The following is a 19,877-nucleotide window of genomic DNA, read 5'->3' as shown; positions in this document are numbered from 1 at the left end:
GTGGGGGAGCAAATTAAGCTTGGATGACAGGTGGCACGCGCGCCGCACTGTGGCGCGGCAGCAACGCAAATCGTCATGAGTCCGTCATTGATCGCGCACTGCAACCGGCGAGGGTTGCGCGCATTGCGCGAGCCGACAATCGTCCTGCCGGTCAGTTCCTTCCGCACCGCGAAGCAAAAAGGGGAGAGGCCGAAACCGTTTCCCAAGATCCGGACTGTGAACCCTCGGAATCAGAACCCGAGATAGAAGCCGATGCCGGCCTCCCAAGTGTTGTCGTCGGTATGGCCGGTATTGTTGCCGGCATTCATCCTGTTGTAGTCGATCATCGCGTCCAGCGAGATCGCTTCGGTCAGATCGTAACGGCCGGTCACCTGGACGATGTTGATGGTGTCGGACGAACTGCCGCTGTCGAAAGACTCGTAATCGCCATGCGACGTCATTCCAGGGGACGACGAGATTTCCTCGTTCTCGCGGGGATCCCGGCGGCGACATGCGCACATCGCCACCATGCCGCCGACGCGCTCGCTGTCGTCGCCGTAAGGTCTGCGCTGCCACTTTCGCAAGACTGGAGTCGCGTCGAGGGGCGCGTGCCCGCAAAGAAAGGGGCGGTCGGAGTCGCCGCCCATGTTCAAGAAAGAAGAGGGGCGGCCGAAGCCGCCCCGGGTGGGAATCCACAAAAAGAAAGAGGGGCGGCTTGCGCCGCCCCTCCGGGCTCTGGCCCCCGTGACTTCCCGGGTTAGAACCCGATGAAGAAGCCCACGCCAGTTTCCCAAGTGCTGTCGCTATTGGAGGTGTTGCCGCTCGGCAGCGTGCTCCCGCCATTCAGCCTGTTGTAGCCGACCATCGCATCCAGCGAGATGCCCGGGCCGAGATCGTAACGGCCGGTGATCTGGATGATGTCGATGGTATCGGAGTTGCTGCCGCTGGTGGCGTACTCGTAGTCGCCATGCGACCAGGCGAGGCCGACGGTCCAGGCGTCCCAATTGTAGGTACCGCCCAGGCCCGCAACCCACAGGTCCGCACCGCTGGCGCTCTGCCAGTTGTCGCGGTACTGGCCGGCACCACCGATCGTGAAGCCCGAGAAGCTGACGATCAAGTGGCCGTCGACGCCCCAGGTGGTCGTCACGTTATGGCCGCCGTTAGCGGGGTTCGCACTGTTGCCGGTCGATTCGAACTGGCCTTCGGCGAAGCCGATACCGGTGGCGAGGCTGACGCCGTTGAAGTCATGATCGAAGTTCAGAGCCGCCGACACGACGTTCTGGACCTGACCCGAGTTGTTGGAGAGGGTCGTACCGCCCGACTGCGACCAGTAGGAGTACGAATCCTCGCCGCGGCGGTCCGGAGCGAACGAAATGCCGAAGCTGAAGCCCGCGAAGGTCGGGCTGAAATACAGGATCTTCGTGGCGTCGCCCGAGATGTTCAGCACGGTGCTGTTCGTCTGGAACGAGCCGTTGCTGAAGCCGTTGCCGTGGTTGTTCGAGAATTCGAAGTACGGCGTGTCGACACCGAAGTCGTTCGAGGCATTCGGGATCAGGTAGTGCAGCTGTTCGGAGGCGTCGTCGTCGTCACCGAAGCGGATCTGACCCCAACCGCCCTTGAAGTACGCCCAGACTTCGTCGATCTGGTCGTCGGACTGCTGGCCTTCGAGCTCGATGCGCGCGCCAACGGTCAGACCGTTGTCGAGCGTGGTCTCGCCCTTGAAGTGAACTTCGACGTCCTGACGGAAGACGATATCGCGGGTGTGTGCGCCCGGGTCGGAGCCGCTGTCGCTTTGATCGAACAGCAGGCCGGCAGCCGCCGCGTAGTAACCGCCGATTCCCAGCTGAACGCCCTGCGCCGCATGGGCGCTGCTCGCTGCGAACCCGGCCGCGACCAACGCGGTCGTTCCGAGAAGGAGATGTTTCATGACAGTCGGTTCCTGTTCTTAGAGTTGCGCCGAAGGCGCTAGCTGCCTTCGGTCCCCGATGCCGGCCGTAACTGCCCTTTTCCGTCCTTTTGCCTTCAAGCCCCCTGATCAGGCCCCCTGGACAGAGATTCTTTCGAGCAGGTTATTCTTTCAAGCAAGTCATTACGCCGGCAGATGCTTGACGATGGCCAAGATGATCATGCCCGCCATCCGTTCCGGTCAAGTTAACTGCATTCCCGGTCATGCTTTTCCGCCCGCTGTGGCATGCGGACCACATCGTCGACGGCAATTTGCGATGAGCGGGGGGCGCAGAAAATGAACCTCGAATTCATCCGAATAGTGAATCGAGGTTTATGATCGAGAATACCATGAGGTTTCGGCGGGCTCCCGAACTGTTCAGCGGGGCGCTGTGGCAATCTTCGGGCAGCCATTGCGGGTGGCTGAGTTCGTTGCGTCCTGCGTCGACGATCCGGGCAGCCCTCGCTTTTGTTTTCACCTCGAGCGGGAAAGCACGGCCGAAGCCGTCTCGGCGCAAAAGAATAGGGGCGGCCGAAGCCGCCCCGGGCGAATCCCCAAAAAAGAAAGAGGGGCGGCTTGCGCCGCCCCTCCGGGCTCTGGCCCCCATGACTTCCCGGGTTAGAACCCGATGAAGAAGCCCACGCCAGTTTCCCAAGTATTGTCGTCCTGATGACCGGTGTGGTTACCGGCGTTCATCGTGTTGTAGCCGACCATGCCATCGAGCGAGATCCCGGGCCCGAGATCGTAACGGCCGGTGACCTGAACGATGTCGATGGTGTCGGACGAAGAGCCGCTGTTGGCATACTCGTAGTCGCCATGCGACCAGGAGAGGCCGACGGTCCAGGCGTCCCAGTTGTAGGTACCGCCCAGGCCCGCAACCCACAGATCCGCACCGCTGGCGCTCTGCCAGTTGTCGCGGTACTGGCCGGCACCGCCGATCGTGAAGCCCGCGAAGCTGACGATCAAGTGGCCGTCGACGCCCCAGGTGGTCGTCACGTTATGGCCGCCGTTAGCGGGGTTCGCACTGTTGCCCGTCGATTCGAACTGACCTTCGCCGAAGCCGATACCGGTGGCGAGGCTGACGCCGTTGAAGTCATGATCGAAGTTCAGAGCCGCCGACACGACGTTCTGGATCTGACCCGAGTTGTTGGAGAGGGTCGTACCGCCCGACTGCGACCAGTAGGAGTACGAATCCTCGCCGCGGCGGTCCGGAGCGAACGAAATCGCGAAGCTGAAGCCCGCAAAGGTCGGGCTGAAGTAGATGATCTTCGTGGCGTCGCCCGAGATGTTCAGCACGGTGCTGTTCGTCTGGAACGAGCCGTTGCTGAAGCCGTTGCCGTGGTTGTTCGAGAATTCGAAGTACGGCGTGTCGACACCGAAGTCGTTCGAGGCATTCGGGATCAGGTAGTGCAGCTGTTCGGAGGCGTCGTCGTCGTCACCGAAGCGGATCTGACCCCAACCGCCCTTGAAGTACGCCCAGACTTCGTCGATCTGGTCGTCGGACTGCTGGCCTTCGAGCTCGATGCGCGCGCCGACGGTCAGGCCGTTGTCGAGCGTGGTCTCGCCCTTGAAGTGAATTTCGACGTCCTGACGGAAGACGATGTCGCGGGTGTGTTGGCCCGGATCGCCGTTGCTGTCGTTTTGGCTGAAGATCAGGCCGGCGGCTGCCGCGTAGTAACCGCCGATGCCCAGTTGCACGCCCTGCGCTGCATGCGCATTGCTTGCCACGAGCCCGGCGGCGACGAGGGCCGTCGTACCGAGGAGAACATGTTTCATGACAGTCGGTTCCTATTCTTAGAGTTGTGCCGAAGGTGCTAGCGGCCTTCGGTCCCCGATGCCGGCTGTAACTGCCCTGTTCCGTCCTTCTGCCTTCAAGCCCCCTGATCAAGGCCCCCTGGACAGAAAATCTTTCGAGCAAGTCATTACGCCGGCGGATGCTTACCCACCGCCGGCACGATCATGCGCGCCATGCATTCCGGTCAAGTTAACTGCATCCGCAGTGATGCTTTTCGGCACGCTGTGGCGCGCGGATCACATGATGGATGGAGCGTCATGAACATCCTGTTATGCAGGCGATAACTCTCGGTCCATGCGGGTTATGAATCGAGATTCATATTCGGGCGAGATCGCGCGATTTTTCTCGGGCTTCGGGAAATTCAACCCTGCGCTGTGGCCATCTTCGGGCGAGCGATGCAGGCCGCCAGCGGACATCCGCGTCCGAACTGGCCGCAGCCGGCGATGCCGCCCTGTTCTTTGCGTAGGGAGCTCGCGAGGGGACAGGGCGAGGATTGCGATCGGGGATGACGGACGCCGGATCCGCAGTCGCCGCCGGACGAAGACCGATGCAGATCCGGCCGGGGGCGGACCGAGACCACCACCCTACGGAAGAGAGGGGGCGGCCGAAGCCGCCGCTCATATCCACGAGAAAAAAGGGGCGGCCGAAGCCGCCCCGGGTGGGAATCCACAAAAAGAAAGAGGGGCGGCTTGCGCCGCCCCTCCGGGCTCTGGCCCCCGTGACTTCCCGGGTTAGAACCCGATGAAGAAGCCCACGCCAGTTTCCCAAGTGTCGTCGTCCTGATGACCGGTGTTGTTGCCGGCATTCAGCGTATTGTAGCCGACCATCGCGTCCAGCGAGATACCCGGGCCGAGATCGTAACGGCCGGTGATCTGGATGATGTCGATGGTGTCGGACGAAGAGCCGCTGTTCGCGTACTCGTAGTCGCCATGCGACCAGGCGAGGCCGACGGTCCAGGCGTCCCAGTTGTAGGTACCGCCGATACCGGCAACCCAGTAATCCGCACCGCTGGCGCTCTGCCAGTTGTCGCGGAACACACCGGCGCCACCGATCGTGAAGCCCGAGAAGCTGACGATCAAGTGACCGTCGACGCCCCAGGTGGTCGTCACGTTATGGCCGCCGTTAGCGGGGTTCACACTGTTGCCCGTCGATTCGAACTGACCTTCGCCGAAGCCGATACCGGTGGCGAGGCTGACGCCGTTGAAGTCATGATCGAAGTTCAGAGCCGCCGACACGACGTTCTGGACCTGACCCGAGTTGTTGGAGAGGGTCGTACCGCCCGACTGCGACCAGTAGGAGTACGAATTCTCACCGCGGCGGTCCGGAGCGAACGAAATGCCGAAGCTGAAGCCCGCGAAGGTCGGGCTGAAATACAGGATCTTCGTGGCGTCGCCCGAGATGTTCAGCACGGTGCTGTTCGTCTGGAACGAGCCGTTGCTGAAGCCGTTGCCGTGGTTGTTCGAGAATTCGAAGTACGGCGTGTCGACACCGAAGTCGTTCGAGGCATTCGGGATCAGGTAGTGCAGCTGTTCGGAGGCGTCGTCGTCGTCACCGAAGCGGATCTGACCCCAACCGCCCTTGAAGTACGCCCAGACTTCGTCGATCTGGTCGTCGGACTGCTGGCCTTCGAGCTCGATGCGCGCGCCAACGGTCAGACCGTTGTCGAGCGTGGTCTCGCCCTTGAAGTGAACTTCGACGTCCTGACGGAAGACGACGTCGCGGGTGTGTGCGCCCGGATCGCCGTTGTTGTCGTCTTGGCTGAGAATCAGGCCGGCGGCCGCCGCGTAGTAACCGCCGATTCCCAGCTGAACGCCCTGCGCCGCATGGGCGCTGCTCGCTGCGAACCCGGCGGCGACCAATGCGGTCGTACCGAGGAGAACATGTTTCATGACAGTCGGTTCCTGTTCTTAGAGTTTCAGCCGAGAGCGCTAGCTACTCTCGGCTCCCCATTGCAGCCGGTTTTAAGCCCCCAGGACCGCACCCCCTGTTACGCCAGCCCCCTAGACAAGGCCCCCGAAACAGAAAGCCGGCATCGACGCTACATTCCGGCGCTACCCTTATTGCGCCCGTATCATTAACGGTCAAGCAAACCGCCGGACGAATATGGCCTTTCTGTCATACTGTTGCTGAAAAGCCACAAGTACTATGAACGATTGGTAAAGTTTGAATGGCCCGAAACCTTCCGATGGCGGAACTAGGCATCGCCTGGTGCGGTACGGAAATCGGGGCCAGCCGGCCGACAAAAAGCCGAGTCCGGGGCGAGGCGGGTGGAAAAAGGAGATCAAGTCCCCTGCGGAGTTGTCAGAGGGACCGCGCTTGCTGTTGGCTCCGCAAGGGCCGCGGCAGCTCCCTCAGGCTTTCCGGCCCGAGGGCCCGATCGTCGAAGCGGGCACGGGCCGCCTAAAAGCCGATATAGAAGCCCATCCCGGCCTGCCAGGCCGTGTAATCGGAGCGCGGGGAGCTGGCGGGAGTGTCGAGGTTATTGACCCCGACCATGGCGTCGAGGGAGATGCCGGAACCGAGATCATACCGGCCGGTGAACTCGATGATGTCGAGGTCGTCCTCGTCGGTCCTGCTGGCATATTCATAATCGCCATGCGACCAGGCGAGGCCGACGGTCCAGAGATCCCAGCTGTAGGTGGCGCCGACCCCGTAGATCAGGAAATCGGCACCGGCGCCCAGCGTGGTGTAGTTGTTCTGGAAGGCCATCGAGCCGCCGAGGGTGAAGCCGGAATAGCTCAGATCGAGATGCGCGTTCATGCCCCAGGTCGTCTTGCCCTGGCGCGGCATCGGGTTTTCCCATTGCCCTTCGGCGAAGCCCACCCCTGAGGCCAGTCCCAGGCCGTTGAAGTCCTGATCGAATTCCAGCGCGATCGAGAACACGTCCTGGACCTGGCCGGTATTGTTGCTGAGCGTGGTGCCGCCCGGTCCCGACCAATAGCTGTAGCTGTCCTCGCCCCGGCGGTCGGGTGCGTAGGAGACGGCGAAATTGAAGCCGCCGAAACTGGGGCTGAAATAGATGATCTTGGTGGCGTCGCCCGAGATATCGAGGAGAGTGTCGTTGGTCTGGAAGTTGCCGTTGCTGAAGCCGTTTCCGTGGTCGTTGCCGAACTCGAAATCGGGCGAATCCACGCCGAAGATGTTGGAGGCGGACGGGATGAGATAGCCCAGCTGCTCGGTGGCGTCGTCGTCGCTGCCGAAACGGATCTGACCCCATCCGCCCTGGAAATAGGCATAGACCTCGTCGATCTGATCGTCCGACTGCTGGCCTTCCATCTGGATGACCGCACCGACGGTGACGCCATTGTCGAGCGTCGTCATGCCTTGGAAATAGACCTCGACATCCTGGCGAAACACGACGTCGCGCGTGTTGTGGCCGGCCGAGCCATCTTTGTCGGTCTGTTCCAGGATGAGGCCCGCGGCCGAGGCGTAGTAGCCGCCGATGCCCAGTTGCACGCCCTCGTCGGCCAGGGCCCGCGACGATGCCGCAAACCCCGCAAGGCCCGCCGAAATCAGCGCCGTCGTGCTCAACAAGGTGAGCTTCATGAGCCCTCCCTGGTCGGGCCTCGGGCCGCTCGCCAGCCGCCGGTGGGGGCGGCGATGGTCGGACGCCCGGCATCCTGTCACCGCAGGGCAGGGATCGGCCTTATCATTTCCATGTACGGCCAAATGGCCAGACGACAAGGCCATGCACGGCGTTGCGAACGTCGAGACTGAGGTTGACGGTCGCCAATCTGGTTAACGGGTCCAGGCACCAGGCGGTCAGGGTCGCCGGCGAGGACCCGGCGACGATATGGCGGTCGTCGATGACGGCCAGGCCTCGCCCGAAGGCCTGGCGCGCGAAATCCGCCGGCAGGTCGCTATTCAGCAACTGCCCGGCCGGATAGCGCGGAACCGGCAAGGAGAGGCGCGGGCGGCCGTCGCGCTCGGCGATCAGGACGACGTCGCCTTGCGTGCTGTTGGCAATGACGCCGCCGGCGAAGGGGCGCGCATTGTGGGTCCAGGTCGGCAATCTCGCATAGGCGGTCGCCTGGCCGTCCCTGAGCTCGATCAGCCGGTCGAGGCCGACGCCTCCGACGAAGATCCGCCCGCCCTCGACGAAGACATTGTTGATATGCGTGCTGTCGCCGGTGTCGGGCAGGCCGGGACCCGCCGGATCGAACGGCCGGTAGAGCAGCGCTCCCGTCGCCGCATCGCGCCGCAGGCAATGACCGGCGATGAAGCGCCGTGCCGGAAGGTCATAGACGAGGATGGAATCGAAGGCGGTCGATGTCAGATAGAGCCGGTCCTCGGCGATGAAGATCTCGTGACAGAGCCCGAGGCAGGGATGGCGAAAGGAACGCAAACGGCGAAAGTCGGGGCTATAGACGAAGATCTCGTCGGCGGCGGCGATATAGACCTCATCGCCGTGACAGGCGATGCCGCGCAAGCCACGGTCGCCGCCGCGACCGCTCCAGTCGATCGCCGCGTCGTTCCAATCCAGCATCTGGCGATGATCGCCGCGCTCCATGTCGACGAGATAGGCGCCACCGTGACTGGAGCCATGATGCGCCGACCGCACGACGGTGGTGCAGAGCAGGATCGGCAGCGCGGGTTCCGGGGTCTCGGTCGGCATGGCGGCAGGTTTGACCCTTGGACTCACATCGGGGGACTCGGATCGTGGGACTCAGATCGGGTGGCGGTAGCCCAGCAGCGTCAGGGACGGTTGGTAATCCGGATGTTTCAGGAAGGCCTCGGCGAGGCCGGGCTCGAGCGGGCGGCGGCGCGGCAGCCCGATCTCGTCCGTGCCGCGTTGCGCGTTCTCGTCGCCGGTGATGCGATCATAGCCGGCCCAGCGCTGCCGCCAGCCCGGGTCGTAGGGAAGATCGAGCGCATGGCATAGACGCTGGAGCTGCTCCTCCGGCCGCCGGCAGAAATCCTCGAAGCGGACGAAGCCCATCGGCACCGCGAGTTCGGCGAAGCGGCGATAACCCTTGAGGAACCGGTCGAGGTCGATCTTCCCGCGCATCAGGGGGACGCGGCGCAGGCTCTGCCAATGATCGATCGGGTGGCGCACGGTCGCGACCTGGCGGAGTTGGAAATGCGCGGCCAGGGATTCGGCCGTGGTCAAACGGAAGGACGGCGTCTCGACCAGGGGCGCGCCGGCAAAATCCAGATGACTCCAATCCCGGATCACCAGCCGCAAGCCCCGCGTCGACGCGCGGTCGGCGATCAGCCGGATCGAGGCGGCGAAATCGGGACGGGGCCCGAGCCGCTCGATCTCCCGCGCATCGACCAGGCCGAACCAGGTCATGGCCTGGTGCAGCGCGCTGATCTTCTCGAGCCCGAGCGGATGGATCTCGCTCAGGAGTGCCACGCCCGGCATGACGGCGAGGCATTTGCTGATGGTCGTGCCGCCGGTCCGGGCCAGATGATGCAGCAGTCTCAACACCGGGCGGTCTTCGCCTGCGGGGCGGGGCGCGGTCATGAGGGCCGATCGGCGACGGCGTCGCGCCATGCGGCGCGCAAGCTCTGCTCGAACTCGCTTGCAAAGCGCGTCGCGTCGGTCAATGGCGACGCGGCCATCAGCGCGCGCAGCGTCGTGCGATGATGCTGCAGCCGTCCACGGTCGGCCGCCAGGGCCGCGGCTTTCGTGACATAGTCGTCGGGCGACGAGGCGACCAGCTCCGTCTCGAGGCCGAGGGACGAGAGCAGACTGGCGCCGACGCGACCCGCATGCGCCGCGCCCGCCAGCGCCACCACCGGAACCCCCATCCACAGCGCCTCGCAGGTCGTGGTGGTGCCGTTATAGGGGAAGGGGTCCAGCGCCAGGTCGATGGTGCCGTAGTCTGCGAGACCCTCGGCGATGGTCGCCTGCCAGGACGAGAACTGAATCCGCGCGGGATCCAGCCCCGCTTCGGTGAAGAGCGCCCGCATCGCGTCGATCGCGGCCGGATATTGGAACTGGAGCGCGCGCAGTTTCAGGATCGAACCCGGCACTCGTTCCAGGATTCGCGCCCAGACCCTTGCGACCGCCGGATTGATCTTGAGCGCCGAATTGAAGCAGCCGAAGACCAAGGGGCCGTCGGCCGATCTTGTCGCGGGCAGGGGCGCATCGGCGGGCGGGCGATAACAGAGGAAGCCGCCGGGCAATCGCCGCAGACGTTCGAGATGGCGTTCGTCGCTCGCACCCGCCGGATCGGCGATCGCGTCGGTGATCCGCGCATCGATCGCCGCCAGCCCCATCGTGTTGGGATAACCCAGCCAGCTCACCGCGAGGGGTGCCGGCCGCATCGCCAGGGCCAGCGGCCGGCCGCCGGCGGTGTGGCCGGCGAGGTCGACCAGGATGTCGATCCCGTCCTCCGCGATCAGCCGGGCCAGAGCCGCGTCGTCGAGATAGCGCACGGGCCGCCAGACATCGACCAGCGCGCGGATCCGCCGCGTGACGGCATCCTCGCCGGGCGTGGTGGAGTAGGCGTAGATCTCCCATTGCGTGCGATCCTGCGCGGCCAGGAGCGGTTCGATGAAGTAGGCGCAGGAATGCGAACGAAAATCGGGCGACAGATAGCCGATCCGCAACCGTCGATCCGCATTCGCGGCGCCACGCGACAGGCGCGCGGGAGCGGGCGGGCCGGCCCGCGCGGCGATGCCGGCGGCCAATTCGCGATGCTCCTGCGCCACCTGATCCGGGCCGAGCTCGGGATCGTAGTTGAGCGCCATCAGCAGGCTCGAAACCGCCACGGTGGAATCCGGCGAGGTCTCGACGGTGTAGCGCAGCTGCTCGACGGCTTCGGCGCGCCGCCCCAGTGCCATCAGCAGATTGGCGAGCTCGACGCGCGCTTCGGGATATTCGGGCCTGAGCTCGAGCGCCGCGCGCAGCATCGCCTCGGTTTCGCCGGCATCGACCCGCTCGCTGCGTGCGCGGGCGAGATTGTAATGGCTTTCGGGCCGCGTCGGATCGAGGGCCAGCGCGCGCTCGAGCGCGCGCTCGGCTTCCGCGTGATGGCCGAGCTCGACCAGGCAGCCGCCGAGATTGGTCTGCGCCTCGATATAGTCGGGCCGCAATTGCACCGCGCGGCGAAGGCTGTCGACCGCGGCGTCCGGCCGCCCCAGATCCATTTGCGCGCGGCCGAGATTGTAATGCGCCTCGGCACGATTGCCATGAAGCGCGATCGCCTTCTCGAGCAGGGGAATTGCCTCGGCCGCGCGATGCTGCAGCACCAGCGCGCCGGCAAGATTGCATAAGGCATCGAAATGGCGAGGGTTGTAGATGAGCACCCGGCGATAGCTGGCCTCGGCCTCGGCGGCGCGCCCCAGTGCCTGAAGCGCCATGCCGCGCCAGACATAGCTGTCGATGAAGTTGGGATTGAGCTCGATCGCCTTGGCGAGATGGCCGAGCGCCGCCTCATGCTGCCCGTCCTGGTGGGTCAGATATCCCAGCAGGCCGTGCGCCTCCGCGACGCGCGGAAATTTCTGGAGCACCTTGCGATAGAGCGCCTCGGCCTCGCGCAGCCGGCCGGCGCGATGATGCTCGACCGCGGCGAGAAACTCCGGCGGGGGTCCGGCGCCGCGCGCGGCCGGCGAACCCGGCGGGGGCGAGGGCGGCCGGCTCATCCGCCCGTCGGCAGCGGATAATATCCGAAGCGGCTCATCTGCTGGCGATGGACCTTGACGATGGCCTCGACCTGCGCCGGCGTGAGCTGGTCGCGCCATTGCCCGGCGCGGCCCTCGCGGAAGAAGCGCTCCGACTTGTCGGGACGTTCCTCGAAACCCTTCTGCTGCTCCTGTTCCTGCATGTTGCGGAACGAGCTCTGCTCGATCGCCTTGAGCAGGCGCGGGCGCGCCGCATTGAGGCCGAAGAACCGGACCACGCCGCCGAACGCCTTCTCGGGTTCGGTCAGCATGTCCTCGTAGCGCATGACGTGGAGGGCGGGGCTGGGCCTGGCGGTCCAGCTGGCGACATGCTCGCTCCAGGAGCCCATCACCTCGAACACGTGCCGCGGCCCGGTCTGGGTCTGCAATCCCGGCCGGTTCACTTCCTCGATCGCCTCGTCGATGCTGCGACCGAAATGATGCGCGTAGGAGATCGCCACATCGAGCGGGTTGCGCACGATATAGACCGCGCCGGCGGTCTCCTCCATCGTGATGGCCGGCGTGCCGTAGGATTCCACCAGCGCGCAGTGCGTCTTCACGAAGACGTTGTCCGGGAAGATGCCGGTCAGGAGCTTGTGCACCCGCGGGCGCAGCTTCGCGATCTCCTCGAAGGACATCTCGGTCACGGGCCGCGGATCGAGCTGCTGATACCAGCCGGCGGCGGAATCGCTGACAGAGAACTTGTCGATCCGATTGATGTCGTAAGGCTCGTTCGGATCGCGGAACAGGTTATGCAGAAAGACCCGCAGCCAGGTGTTGCCCGATTTGGGATAGGAAGCGAGCCAGACGATCTTGCCCATGATGCGGAGGGTTCGGATTCCAAAGACGTGTTGGCGGAACGGCGACCGTGCGGGTGGCCCGGAGAAATCCTTGGGCCCGTCGGGCGGCGCGCGCCGGGGGTTAAGGGCTAGATAGGGGAAAGAGCGGTCCCTCGCCAGAAAAATCCGGCCCCCCGAGCGCCGCCGCGCGGGCTCCTGCGCGCCATTCTGCCGCCATGAACGGCGCAAATGGCCGGCTTTCGTCGGCGGCCCTGCCGGATTGAGCAACTGCGACAGCTTTGCGCGGGCCCGGAAGGGTCGGCGCCCGTCGCCGCCAGCCTTGACCCGTCACGGGGGCTCTGCTTTAAGCTTCCTCGCCCTTACAGATGCTTATCGGAAGGAATGCGTTCATGGCGAGTGGTCGGCGCGACACCGCGAAGGCGAAGCGCGGGTGGCGCAACAAGATCATGGCGGCGGCGGCCCTGCTGCTGGCTCCGACGCTTCTGTTCGGCTGCGCATACGGCGATCCTAATTCGCAATATCCGGATTTGCGCCGTCCCGGCCAGACGACACCGGCCTATGGCGAGCCGGCCTCGGTTTTCGGTCCCGGCGGCCTCACCCTCGGCAATGCATCGGCGCCGACCCAGGATCAGGGCGGCGGCGGCGGTGCCGGCATCGGCGTCAACAGCTTCCTGTGGCGCGCCTCGCTGGACACCATGTCCTTCATGCCGCTGGTCTCGGCCGATCCGTTCGGCGGCGTCATCATCACCGACTGGTACACGCCGCCGCAGACGCCCAGCGAACGCTTCAAGGTGAACGTCTATATCCTGGGCCGCACGCTGCGCGCCGATGGCGTCCGGGCCGCGGTGTTCCGCCAGGAAATGCAGGGCGCCAACTGGGTCGATGCGCCCGTGGCCCCGTCGACGGCAACCGATCTGGAAAACGCCATCCTGACCCGCGCGCGTCAGTTGCGCGTCACGCAGACCGGCGAATAGGGATGCCGAGCCCCCGGCCCGGCGCCCCTAGGGGCCCGGCCGGGGCTTGGAGCGCTCCCCAGCCCGGCGAGGTGCCCATGCATGTCTCCCGGCGTCGCTGAATCCTCCCGCGATCCCGCCATCGAGCTGGCGGCGCCGACGGCGACGCTGGCCCCCGGAGACCGGGTGCCCAATTTCGTCCTGGCCGACCAGGAAGGCGCCTTCCGCGCCTTCTATGACCGGTCGCGCGGCAATCCCCTGGCGCTCCTGGTTCTGCTCGAGGGCGCGATCGACGGCGAAATCGCAGGATTGCGGGCCGCCGCGGCGCGCGCCGCCGGTGCCGGTCTGGATCTGCTCGTGGTCGCCCCGGACGATGGAGCCAAACTCAAGGCGCTGGCGACAGAGACGCCCCTGGGGCAGCTGCTGTTGGTGGACACAAAACGCACCATTATCAATGGGTTGGTCAAGGCCGCCGCCCTCCTCCCCGCACCCGGGCTCTGGCTCCTGCTGGACGCCAACCAGCGCCTGATCGAGGCCCGGGTCGGCGCCGGGCTGGCGGACTGGGCGATGGGCCGGCTGGTCGAGCTGACGCCGCCCGTGCCGGCCCAGACCCTCGACCGGGTGGCGCCCGCGCTGTTGGTGCCCAACGTGCTCGACCGCGCCGCCTGCGCCGCCCTCATCGAGCGCTGGCACCGGCTCGGGCATGACGAAGGCTCGGTCAATTCGATCGTCGATGGCGAAGAGGTCCGGCGCGTCCATCACAACATGAAGAAGCGCCGCGACCACGCAATCCAGGACGAGAGGCTGCTGAAGACGCTGGTGGGCATCATCGGCCGGCGGATCGCGCCCGAGCTGGACAAGGCCTTCGGCTTCAACCGGTTCCGCTTCGATCGCTTCATCATCACATGCTATGACGCCGATCGCGGCGATTACTTCCGCCGCCATCGCGACAATTCCAGCCCGTCGACCGCCGACCGCCGCTTCGCCCTCACCCTCAACCTCAACAGCGAGGAACATGATGGGGGCGAGCTCCTGTTCCCGGAATATGGGCCGCATCGCTATCGCCCCGGAACCGGCGGCGCCATCCTGTTCTCCTGCTCGCTGATGCATGAGGCCCTGCCGGTGACGCGCGGGCGGCGTTTCACCCTGCTATCCTTCCTGCGCAGCCCCGAGCCGGGCGGGCCGGCCCGATAACGCCACGATAACGCCGAGACGCCAGAGGCACCGATGCAACCCGTGACCGAGCCGGTTCATTCCCTGGGAAACGAAGGATCGCAGCCGATCCGCCTGCCGCCGACAGCACTCGCCCCCGGCGACCGCGTTCCCAATTTCATGGCGGCCGATCAGCATGGCGCCATGCGGCCCTTCTATGAACGCAATCTGGGCCGGCCGCTGGCCCTGCTCCTGGCACCCCAGCCGGAAACGCTTGCCGCCTATGCAGCGGCCCATGGCGGTTTTCTCGCGGCGGACATCGATATCCTGGGGCTGGTACCGGGCGACAGCGCGCAAACCCCGAACGTGCTGGCCCTGCCCTTCCTCCTTCTGGGCGATGCCGCGGGCCGCATCCTGCCCGGCCTCTACCGGGCGGCAGGCCTCCCGGCCGGACCGGCCTTCCTGCTGCTCGATCCCAATCAAAGGCTGATCGACAGCGGCCCTGGGGCCATGGCGAGCGATGCGGCGCTGCGGCGTCTGGCGGGGTCGGTCCCCGTGACCTCCGCCGAGACCGCCGGCTCGGCAGCGCCTGCGCTGATCGTGCCCAATGTGCTCGACCGCGCGACCACCCAGGCGCTGATCCGGCGTTGGCATGAACAGGGCCATGAAGAGGGCCGCGTCGCGGGCAGGGTCAAGGGCGAACAGACCCATGAGGTCTATGAGGCATTGAAGAAGCGGCGCGACCATATCATTCGCGACGACGCCCTCACCCAGGTCCTGGCGACGACAATCGGCCGCCGCGTGGCGCCGGAGATGGCCAAGGCCTTCCATTTCACCGCGGGCTTCCGCTTCGAGAACTTCAAGGTCACCTGTTACGACGCCGGGCGCGGCGACTATTTCCGGCGCCATCGCGACAGCCAGGGTCCCGGTACCGGCAATCGCATGTTCGCCATGACGCTCAATCTCAACAGCGATGAATATGAGGGCGGCGAGCTGATCTTTCCGGAGTATGGACAGCAGCGCTACAAGCCGCCGCGCGGCGGGGCCGTGGTGTTCTCCTGCGCCCTGGTGCATGAGGCGCTTCCGGTCACCGCCGGCACCCGCTTCGCGCTTCTGACCTTCTTCCTCACCCTGGATTCGAAACCGTCGGTTCCGGCCCGCTGACGACGTAGGATCCCTGCCCCGGATCGCCGGCACCCTCGCGCAGAAGGGCGGAATTCCGCGCCCTTGCTTGTCATTCCTGGGGGCCTCCGCTAATGCTAGGCCCCGTTTTCCCCTCTCCTTCTCCCGACCGGCATGACGAGCACCCGATATAATTTCAAGGAAACCGAGCGTAAGTGGCAGCAGCGCTGGGACGAGCGCAAATCCTTCGCCGCCAAGCGCGATCCCCAGCGCCCGAAATACTACGTGCTCGAGATGTTTCCCTATCCGTCGGGCCGCATCCATATGGGCCATGTGCGCAACTACACGCTGGGCGACGTGGTCGCCCGCTATAAGCGCGCGCAAGGCTTCAACGTGCTGCATCCGATGGGCTGGGACGCGTTCGGCCTGCCGGCCGAGAACGCCGCCATCGCGCAGAACGTCCATCCGGCCAAATGGACCTACGAGAACATCGCGACCATGCGCGGCCAGCTCAAATCGATGGGGCTGTCGCTCGACTGGGATCGCGAGATCGCGACCTGCCATCCCGAATATTACCGGCACGAGCAGCGCATGTTCCTCGAGATGCTCGAGGCGGGCCTGGCCTATCGCAAGGAAGCGATGGTCAATTGGGACCCGATCGACCAGACCGTGCTCGCCAACGAGCAGGTGATCGACGGGCGCGGCTGGCGTTCGGGCGCGCTGGTCGAGAAGCGCACCTTGTCGCAATGGTTCTTCCGCATTACGGCCTATTCCGACGAGCTGCTGGCGGCGCTGGGCCAGCTCGAGCGCTGGCCCGCCAAGGTCCGGCTGATGCAGGAGAACTGGATCGGCCGTTCCGAGGGCGCGCGCTTCTTCTTCAAGGTGAAGAATTCGCAAGAGCGCATCGAGGTGTTCTCGACCCGGCCCGACACGCTCTATGGCGCCTCCTTCGTGGCGCTCTCGCCGAACCATCCGCTGGCGGCGGAACTGGCCAAGAAGAACGAGAAGCTCGCTGCCTTCATCGCCGAGTGCAACCGCATGGGCACCAGCGAGGCCACGCTCGAGACCGCGGAGAAGCAGGGCTTCGATACCGGCCTCAAGGCGATCCATCCGTTCGATCCGGGCTGGACGCTGCCGGTCTATGTCGCGAATTTCGTGCTGATGGAATATGGCTCCGGCGCCATCTTCGGCTGCCCGGCGCATGACCAGCGCGATCTCGACTTCGCGCGCAAATACAAGCTGCCGGTGACGCCGGTGGTGCTGCCGAGGGGCGAGGACCCCAAAGCCTTCGCGGTCGCCAACGAGGCCTATGTCGGCGACGGCACGCTGTTCAATTCCGATTTCCTCGACGGCATGGATGTGCCGAGCGCGCTCAAGGCGGCGATCGCCAGGCTGACGGCACTGGGCCAGGGCGAGGGCACGGTCGCCTATCGCCTGCGCGACTGGGGCGTCTCGCGCCAGCGTTATTGGGGCTGCCCGATCCCGGTGATTCATTGCGGGGCCTGCGGCATCGTGCCGGTGCCGAAGGACCAGCTGCCGGTGCTTCTGCCCGACGACGTCACCTTCGACAAGCCGGGCAATCCGCTCGACCATCATCCGACCTGGAAGCATGTCGCCTGCCCGACTTGCGGCAAGCCGGGGCGGCGCGAGACCGACACGTTCGACACCTTCGTCGAATCCTCCTGGTATTTCGCGCGCTATTGCAGCCCGCGCTCGGACCAGGCGATGGAGCGCCCGGATGTCGATTATTGGCTCGCCGTCGACCAGTATGTCGGCGGCGTCGAGCATGCGGTCCTGCATCTGCTCTATTCGCGCTTCTTCACCCGCGCGCTCAAGCGCTGCGGCTATCTCGGCATCGACGAGCCGTTCGACGGGCTCTTCACGCAAGGCATGGTCTGTCACGAGACCTATCGCGACGTCGACGGCGAATGGCTGTTTCCGAGCGATGTCCGCAAGGAAGGCGGCAAGGCCGTGGCGGTTGCCGACGGCCACCCCGTCGCGATCGGCCGCTCGGAGAAGATGAGCAAGTCGAAGAAGAACGTGGTCGATCCGACCCACATCATCGACGCCTACGGCGCCGACACCGCGCGCTGGTTCATGCTCTCCGACAGCCCGCCCGAGCGCGACCTCGAATGGACCGAGGCCGGGGTGCAGGGCGCCTGGCGCTTCGCACAACGGCTCTGGCGCATGACCGGCGATGCGCTGCCTCGCATGGCGGCGGGGGGACCTGCGCCGAATGCGTTCGACGACGAGGCGACGGCGCTGCGGCGCGCCACCCACAAGACCGTGGCCGCGGTGACGCAGGATATCGAGGCTTTCCATTTCAACAAGGCGGTCGCCCGGCTCTACGAGTTCGCCAACACGCTGGAGGATTTCACGGCGACGCCGGAAGGCGGAAGGCCCTGGGCGTTGCGCGAAGCCTATGATGCGCTGGCGCGGCTGGCCGGACCGATGATGCCGCATCTGGCCGAGGAGATCTGGCAAGTCCTGGGGGGCAAGGGCCTGCTCTGCGATGCGCCCTGGCCCAAAGCCGATGCGAATCTGACGCGCGAGGACAGCGTCACGGTCGCGGTCCAGGTCAATGGCAAGCTGCGGGCCACGATCGAGCTGCCGCGCGATTGCGACAAGGCGCTGGCGGAATCGCAAGCGTTGGCCGATGAGCGAATTCGCCGCTTGCTCGAGGGAAAGCCGCCGCGCAAAGTGATCGTTGTGCCCAATCGGATCGTCAATGTCGTTCTCTAACAGCAGACGAAGCTGGCTGTTCGGTCTCGCCGCGCTCGGCGTCGCGGGCGCGCTCGGCGGCTGCGGTTTCCATCCGCTCTACGGCACGCACAGCGACAGCCAGAACACCAACGCCGATCTCGCCAATGTCCGCATCGCGCCGATCGCCAATCGCACCGGCCAGCTGCTCTATAATCAGCTGCGCGACCGTCTCAATCCGACCGGCAAGCCGGCCGAGCCGGTCTATGTGCTCGAGGTCGTGATCGTGGAAAGCGGTGCGGACCTGCTGCTCGAGCCGAACAACACCGCGTCGCGGACGATCCTCGACCTGACGGCGCATTACAAGCTGCGGGACATCAAGAGCGGCAGCACGCTGCTCACCTCGCAGAGCCGCAGCAGCCTCAGCTACGACATCCAGAACTCGCAGTATGCGACGCTCTCGTCGGAGCAGGATGTCCGCCGGCGTGCCACCAAGCAGCTGAGCGACGATATCAGCACGCGCCTCGCCTTGTTCTTCTCGAGCGGGGAGGCGGCCGCCGCGGCCGCCCAACCCGCGGCGCCGGCCCCGACAGCACCGGCAGCACCGGCAGCACCCGCGGCGCCGGCCTCGCCCTGATCGCCGGCTGATCGCGCCGCCGCGATGAAATTGACCGGCAAGACGATCGAGCGATTCCTCGCCAAGCCGGATCCGCAGATCATGGCGGTGCTGGTCTATGGCGTCGATGCGGGCCTGGTCCATGAGCGCGCCAATCAGCTGGTGCGCGGCGCCGCCGGCAGCCTCGACGATCCCTTCCGCGTCGCGGTCCTGACCGGCAAGGCCCTCAAGGAAGATCCGGCGCGCCTCGCCGACGAGGCGATGGCCATGTCGCTCACCGGCGGACGCCGCGCGGTACGCATCGAGGATGCGGACGACGATGTCGCCGCGATCCTCAAATCCTACCTGGCGGGTGCCAAGGCCTCGCCCGCCACCGACAGCCTGATCGTGCTGGAGGCCGAGGAACTGCCGAGCCGCTCGGCCTTGCGCAAGCTGTGCGAGACGGCCGACCAGGCGGCCGCCCTGCCCTGCTATCGCGACGAGGGCGCCAGCCTGTCGGGCGTCATCAAGGACAAGCTGCAGCAGGAGGGGCTCGCAATCGCGCCGGACGCCCTCTCCTATCTTTCGGCGCGTCTCGGCGGCGACCGCGCGGTGACGCTCTCGGAGCTCGAAAAGCTCGCACTCTATATGGGCGGCAGCGGGAAGACGGTGGCGCTGGCCGATGTCGAGGCCGCCGTCGGCGACAGCGCCGCGCATGCGGTCGACGACCTGGTCTATGCCTTGAGCGACCGCGACATGGCGGGGGTCGAGCGCGGGCTCGCCCGCAGCCTGGGCGAGGGTGCGGCCCCGATCTCGCTGTTGCGCGCCGCGGCACGGCATTTCCTGCGGTTGCAATGGGCGATCGGCAAGGCCGATCAGAGCGGCGGGATCGAAGGCGCGATGCGCGGCCTCCGGCCCCCGGTCTTCTTCAAATATGAGGATCGGTTCAAGGCGGCCGCGAAACGCTGGTCGTCCGGCGGCATCGCCACCGCCCTGGAACGCATCCTGGCGACCGAGCAGCTCTGCAAGCGCTCCGGCTCCCCGGCAGAGACCCTCTGCCGGCGGGTCTTCCTGGAAATCGCGGCCATCAAGCCGGCGCGCTGAACCCGCCAACCCGCTGATTTTGCTGCGCAGCATGACCCTGATGCTGCGCAGCATCGGTGCAGCATGGCTGCAGCATTTTTTGACCCCTGGGGAGATTGGGACCGGATCGGGGCGCTCCAGT

The 19,877-nt window shown here is 65.7% G+C and carries 15 protein-coding genes; 6 read left to right on the top strand and 9 right to left on the bottom strand.

Annotated elements, in window-relative coordinates; genetic code table 11:
• Positions 1-230: 230 nt before the first annotated feature.
• The 9 genes from FRZ44_RS26050 to FRZ44_RS26010 form a co-directional block, all read right to left on the bottom strand.
• Positions 231-440: a hypothetical protein gene (locus FRZ44_RS26050; RefSeq protein WP_151179932.1), complete on the bottom strand. Its 210-nt coding sequence runs from the start codon at positions 438-440 to the stop codon at positions 231-233.
• A gap of 296 nt (positions 441-736) precedes the next feature.
• Positions 737-1,906, bottom strand: coding sequence for a porin (locus FRZ44_RS26045; protein WP_151179931.1), 1,170 nt, complete (start codon positions 1,904-1,906; stop codon positions 737-739).
• A gap of 636 nt (positions 1,907-2,542) precedes the next feature.
• Positions 2,543-3,700: a porin gene (locus tag FRZ44_RS26040; RefSeq protein WP_151179930.1), complete on the bottom strand. Its 1,158-nt coding sequence runs from the start codon at positions 3,698-3,700 to the stop codon at positions 2,543-2,545.
• A gap of 750 nt (positions 3,701-4,450) precedes the next feature.
• The gene (locus FRZ44_RS26035) at positions 4,451-5,608 is read right to left on the bottom strand and encodes a porin (protein ID WP_151179929.1); all 1,158 of its coding nucleotides are present in this window, start codon (positions 5,606-5,608) and stop codon (positions 4,451-4,453) included.
• Between the two features lie 511 nt (positions 5,609-6,119).
• Positions 6,120-7,265 (bottom strand): porin, encoded by a 1,146-nt coding sequence (locus tag FRZ44_RS26030; protein WP_191908305.1) that lies wholly within the window; start codon positions 7,263-7,265, stop codon positions 6,120-6,122.
• Positions 7,266-7,368: 103 nt separating this feature from the next.
• A complete protein-coding gene (locus FRZ44_RS26025) occupies positions 7,369-8,334 on the bottom strand; it encodes a hypothetical protein (protein WP_151179927.1) in 966 nt (321 codons plus the stop codon).
• A gap of 51 nt (positions 8,335-8,385) precedes the next feature.
• Positions 8,386-9,186, bottom strand: coding sequence for a sulfotransferase (locus FRZ44_RS26020; RefSeq protein WP_151179926.1), 801 nt, complete (start codon positions 9,184-9,186; stop codon positions 8,386-8,388).
• Positions 9,183-11,312: an O-linked N-acetylglucosamine transferase, SPINDLY family protein gene (locus FRZ44_RS26015; protein ID WP_191908304.1), complete on the bottom strand. Its 2,130-nt coding sequence runs from the start codon at positions 11,310-11,312 to the stop codon at positions 9,183-9,185. Before FRZ44_RS26015 ends, FRZ44_RS26020 begins: the two co-directional genes overlap by 4 nt.
• Positions 11,309-12,151, bottom strand: a complete 843-nt coding sequence (locus FRZ44_RS26010; RefSeq protein WP_151179924.1) for a sulfotransferase domain-containing protein — start codon at positions 12,149-12,151, stop codon at positions 11,309-11,311. Before FRZ44_RS26010 ends, FRZ44_RS26015 begins: the two co-directional genes overlap by 4 nt.
• Before the next feature lie 368 nt (positions 12,152-12,519).
• Between FRZ44_RS26010 and FRZ44_RS26005 the strand changes: the two genes are divergently transcribed.
• The 6 genes from FRZ44_RS26005 to holA all read left to right on the top strand — a co-directional run bounded on the left by FRZ44_RS26005 (position 12,520) and on the right by holA (position 19,756).
• Positions 12,520-13,104 (top strand): DUF3576 domain-containing protein, encoded by a 585-nt coding sequence (locus FRZ44_RS26005; protein WP_225308454.1) that lies wholly within the window; start codon positions 12,520-12,522, stop codon positions 13,102-13,104.
• 81 nt (positions 13,105-13,185) lie between these two features.
• Entirely contained in the window at positions 13,186-14,277 is a 1,092-nt protein-coding gene (locus FRZ44_RS26000; RefSeq protein WP_151179923.1) for a 2OG-Fe(II) oxygenase, read from the top strand.
• A 33-nt stretch (positions 14,278-14,310) separates the two neighbouring features.
• Positions 14,311-15,399 (top strand): 2OG-Fe(II) oxygenase, encoded by a 1,089-nt coding sequence (locus FRZ44_RS25995; RefSeq protein WP_151179922.1) that lies wholly within the window; start codon positions 14,311-14,313, stop codon positions 15,397-15,399.
• Positions 15,400-15,531: 132 nt separating this feature from the next.
• The gene (leuS, locus tag FRZ44_RS25990) at positions 15,532-18,099 is read left to right on the top strand and encodes a leucine--tRNA ligase (RefSeq protein ID WP_151179921.1); all 2,568 of its coding nucleotides are present in this window, start codon (positions 15,532-15,534) and stop codon (positions 18,097-18,099) included.
• Complete coding sequence (gene lptE, locus FRZ44_RS25985; RefSeq protein ID WP_151179920.1) at positions 18,086-18,694, top strand: LPS assembly lipoprotein LptE; 609 nt, start codon at positions 18,086-18,088, stop codon at positions 18,692-18,694. The genes leuS and lptE overlap by 14 nt, the downstream gene beginning before the upstream one ends.
• A 24-nt stretch (positions 18,695-18,718) precedes the next feature.
• Complete coding sequence (holA, locus tag FRZ44_RS25980; protein ID WP_151179919.1) at positions 18,719-19,756, top strand: DNA polymerase III subunit delta; 1,038 nt, start codon at positions 18,719-18,721, stop codon at positions 19,754-19,756.
• Positions 19,757-19,877: the final 121 nt, after the last annotated feature.

The sequence above is a fragment of the Hypericibacter terrae genome, from assembly GCF_008728855.1.
GTDB classification, from domain to species: domain Bacteria; phylum Pseudomonadota; class Alphaproteobacteria; order Dongiales; family Dongiaceae; genus Hypericibacter; species Hypericibacter terrae.
This window is presented reverse-complemented; position numbering and strand designations above follow the sequence as displayed.

Bases quoted from the DNA above. Each gene is read 5' to 3' on its own strand.
- FRZ44_RS26050 (WP_151179932.1), bottom strand. From the start codon at position 440: ATGACGTCGCATGGCGATTACGAGTCTTTCGACAGCGGCAGTTCGTCC.
- FRZ44_RS26045 (WP_151179931.1), bottom strand. From the start codon at position 1,906: ATGAAACATCTCCTTCTCGGAACGACCGCGTTGGTCGCGGCCGGGTTC.
- FRZ44_RS26040 (WP_151179930.1), bottom strand. From the start codon at position 3,700: ATGAAACATGTTCTCCTCGGTACGACGGCCCTCGTCGCCGCCGGGCTC.
- FRZ44_RS26035 (WP_151179929.1), bottom strand. From the start codon at position 5,608: ATGAAACATGTTCTCCTCGGTACGACCGCATTGGTCGCCGCCGGGTTC.
- FRZ44_RS26030 (WP_191908305.1), bottom strand. From the start codon at position 7,265: ATGAAGCTCACCTTGTTGAGCACGACGGCGCTGATTTCGGCGGGCCTT.
- FRZ44_RS26025 (WP_151179927.1), bottom strand. From the start codon at position 8,334: ATGCCGACCGAGACCCCGGAACCCGCGCTGCCGATCCTGCTCTGCACC.
- FRZ44_RS26020 (WP_151179926.1), bottom strand. From the start codon at position 9,186: ATGACCGCGCCCCGCCCCGCAGGCGAAGACCGCCCGGTGTTGAGACTG.
- FRZ44_RS26015 (WP_191908304.1), bottom strand. From the start codon at position 11,312: ATGAGCCGGCCGCCCTCGCCCCCGCCGGGTTCGCCGGCCGCGCGCGGC.
- FRZ44_RS26010 (WP_151179924.1), bottom strand. From the start codon at position 12,151: ATGGGCAAGATCGTCTGGCTCGCTTCCTATCCCAAATCGGGCAACACC.
- FRZ44_RS26005 (WP_225308454.1), top strand. From the start codon at position 12,520: ATGGCGAGTGGTCGGCGCGACACCGCGAAGGCGAAGCGCGGGTGGCGC.
- FRZ44_RS26000 (WP_151179923.1), top strand. From the start codon at position 13,186: ATGTCTCCCGGCGTCGCTGAATCCTCCCGCGATCCCGCCATCGAGCTG.
- FRZ44_RS25995 (WP_151179922.1), top strand. From the start codon at position 14,311: ATGCAACCCGTGACCGAGCCGGTTCATTCCCTGGGAAACGAAGGATCG.
- leuS (WP_151179921.1), top strand. From the start codon at position 15,532: ATGACGAGCACCCGATATAATTTCAAGGAAACCGAGCGTAAGTGGCAG.
- lptE (WP_151179920.1), top strand. From the start codon at position 18,086: ATGTCGTTCTCTAACAGCAGACGAAGCTGGCTGTTCGGTCTCGCCGCG.
- holA (WP_151179919.1), top strand. From the start codon at position 18,719: ATGAAATTGACCGGCAAGACGATCGAGCGATTCCTCGCCAAGCCGGAT.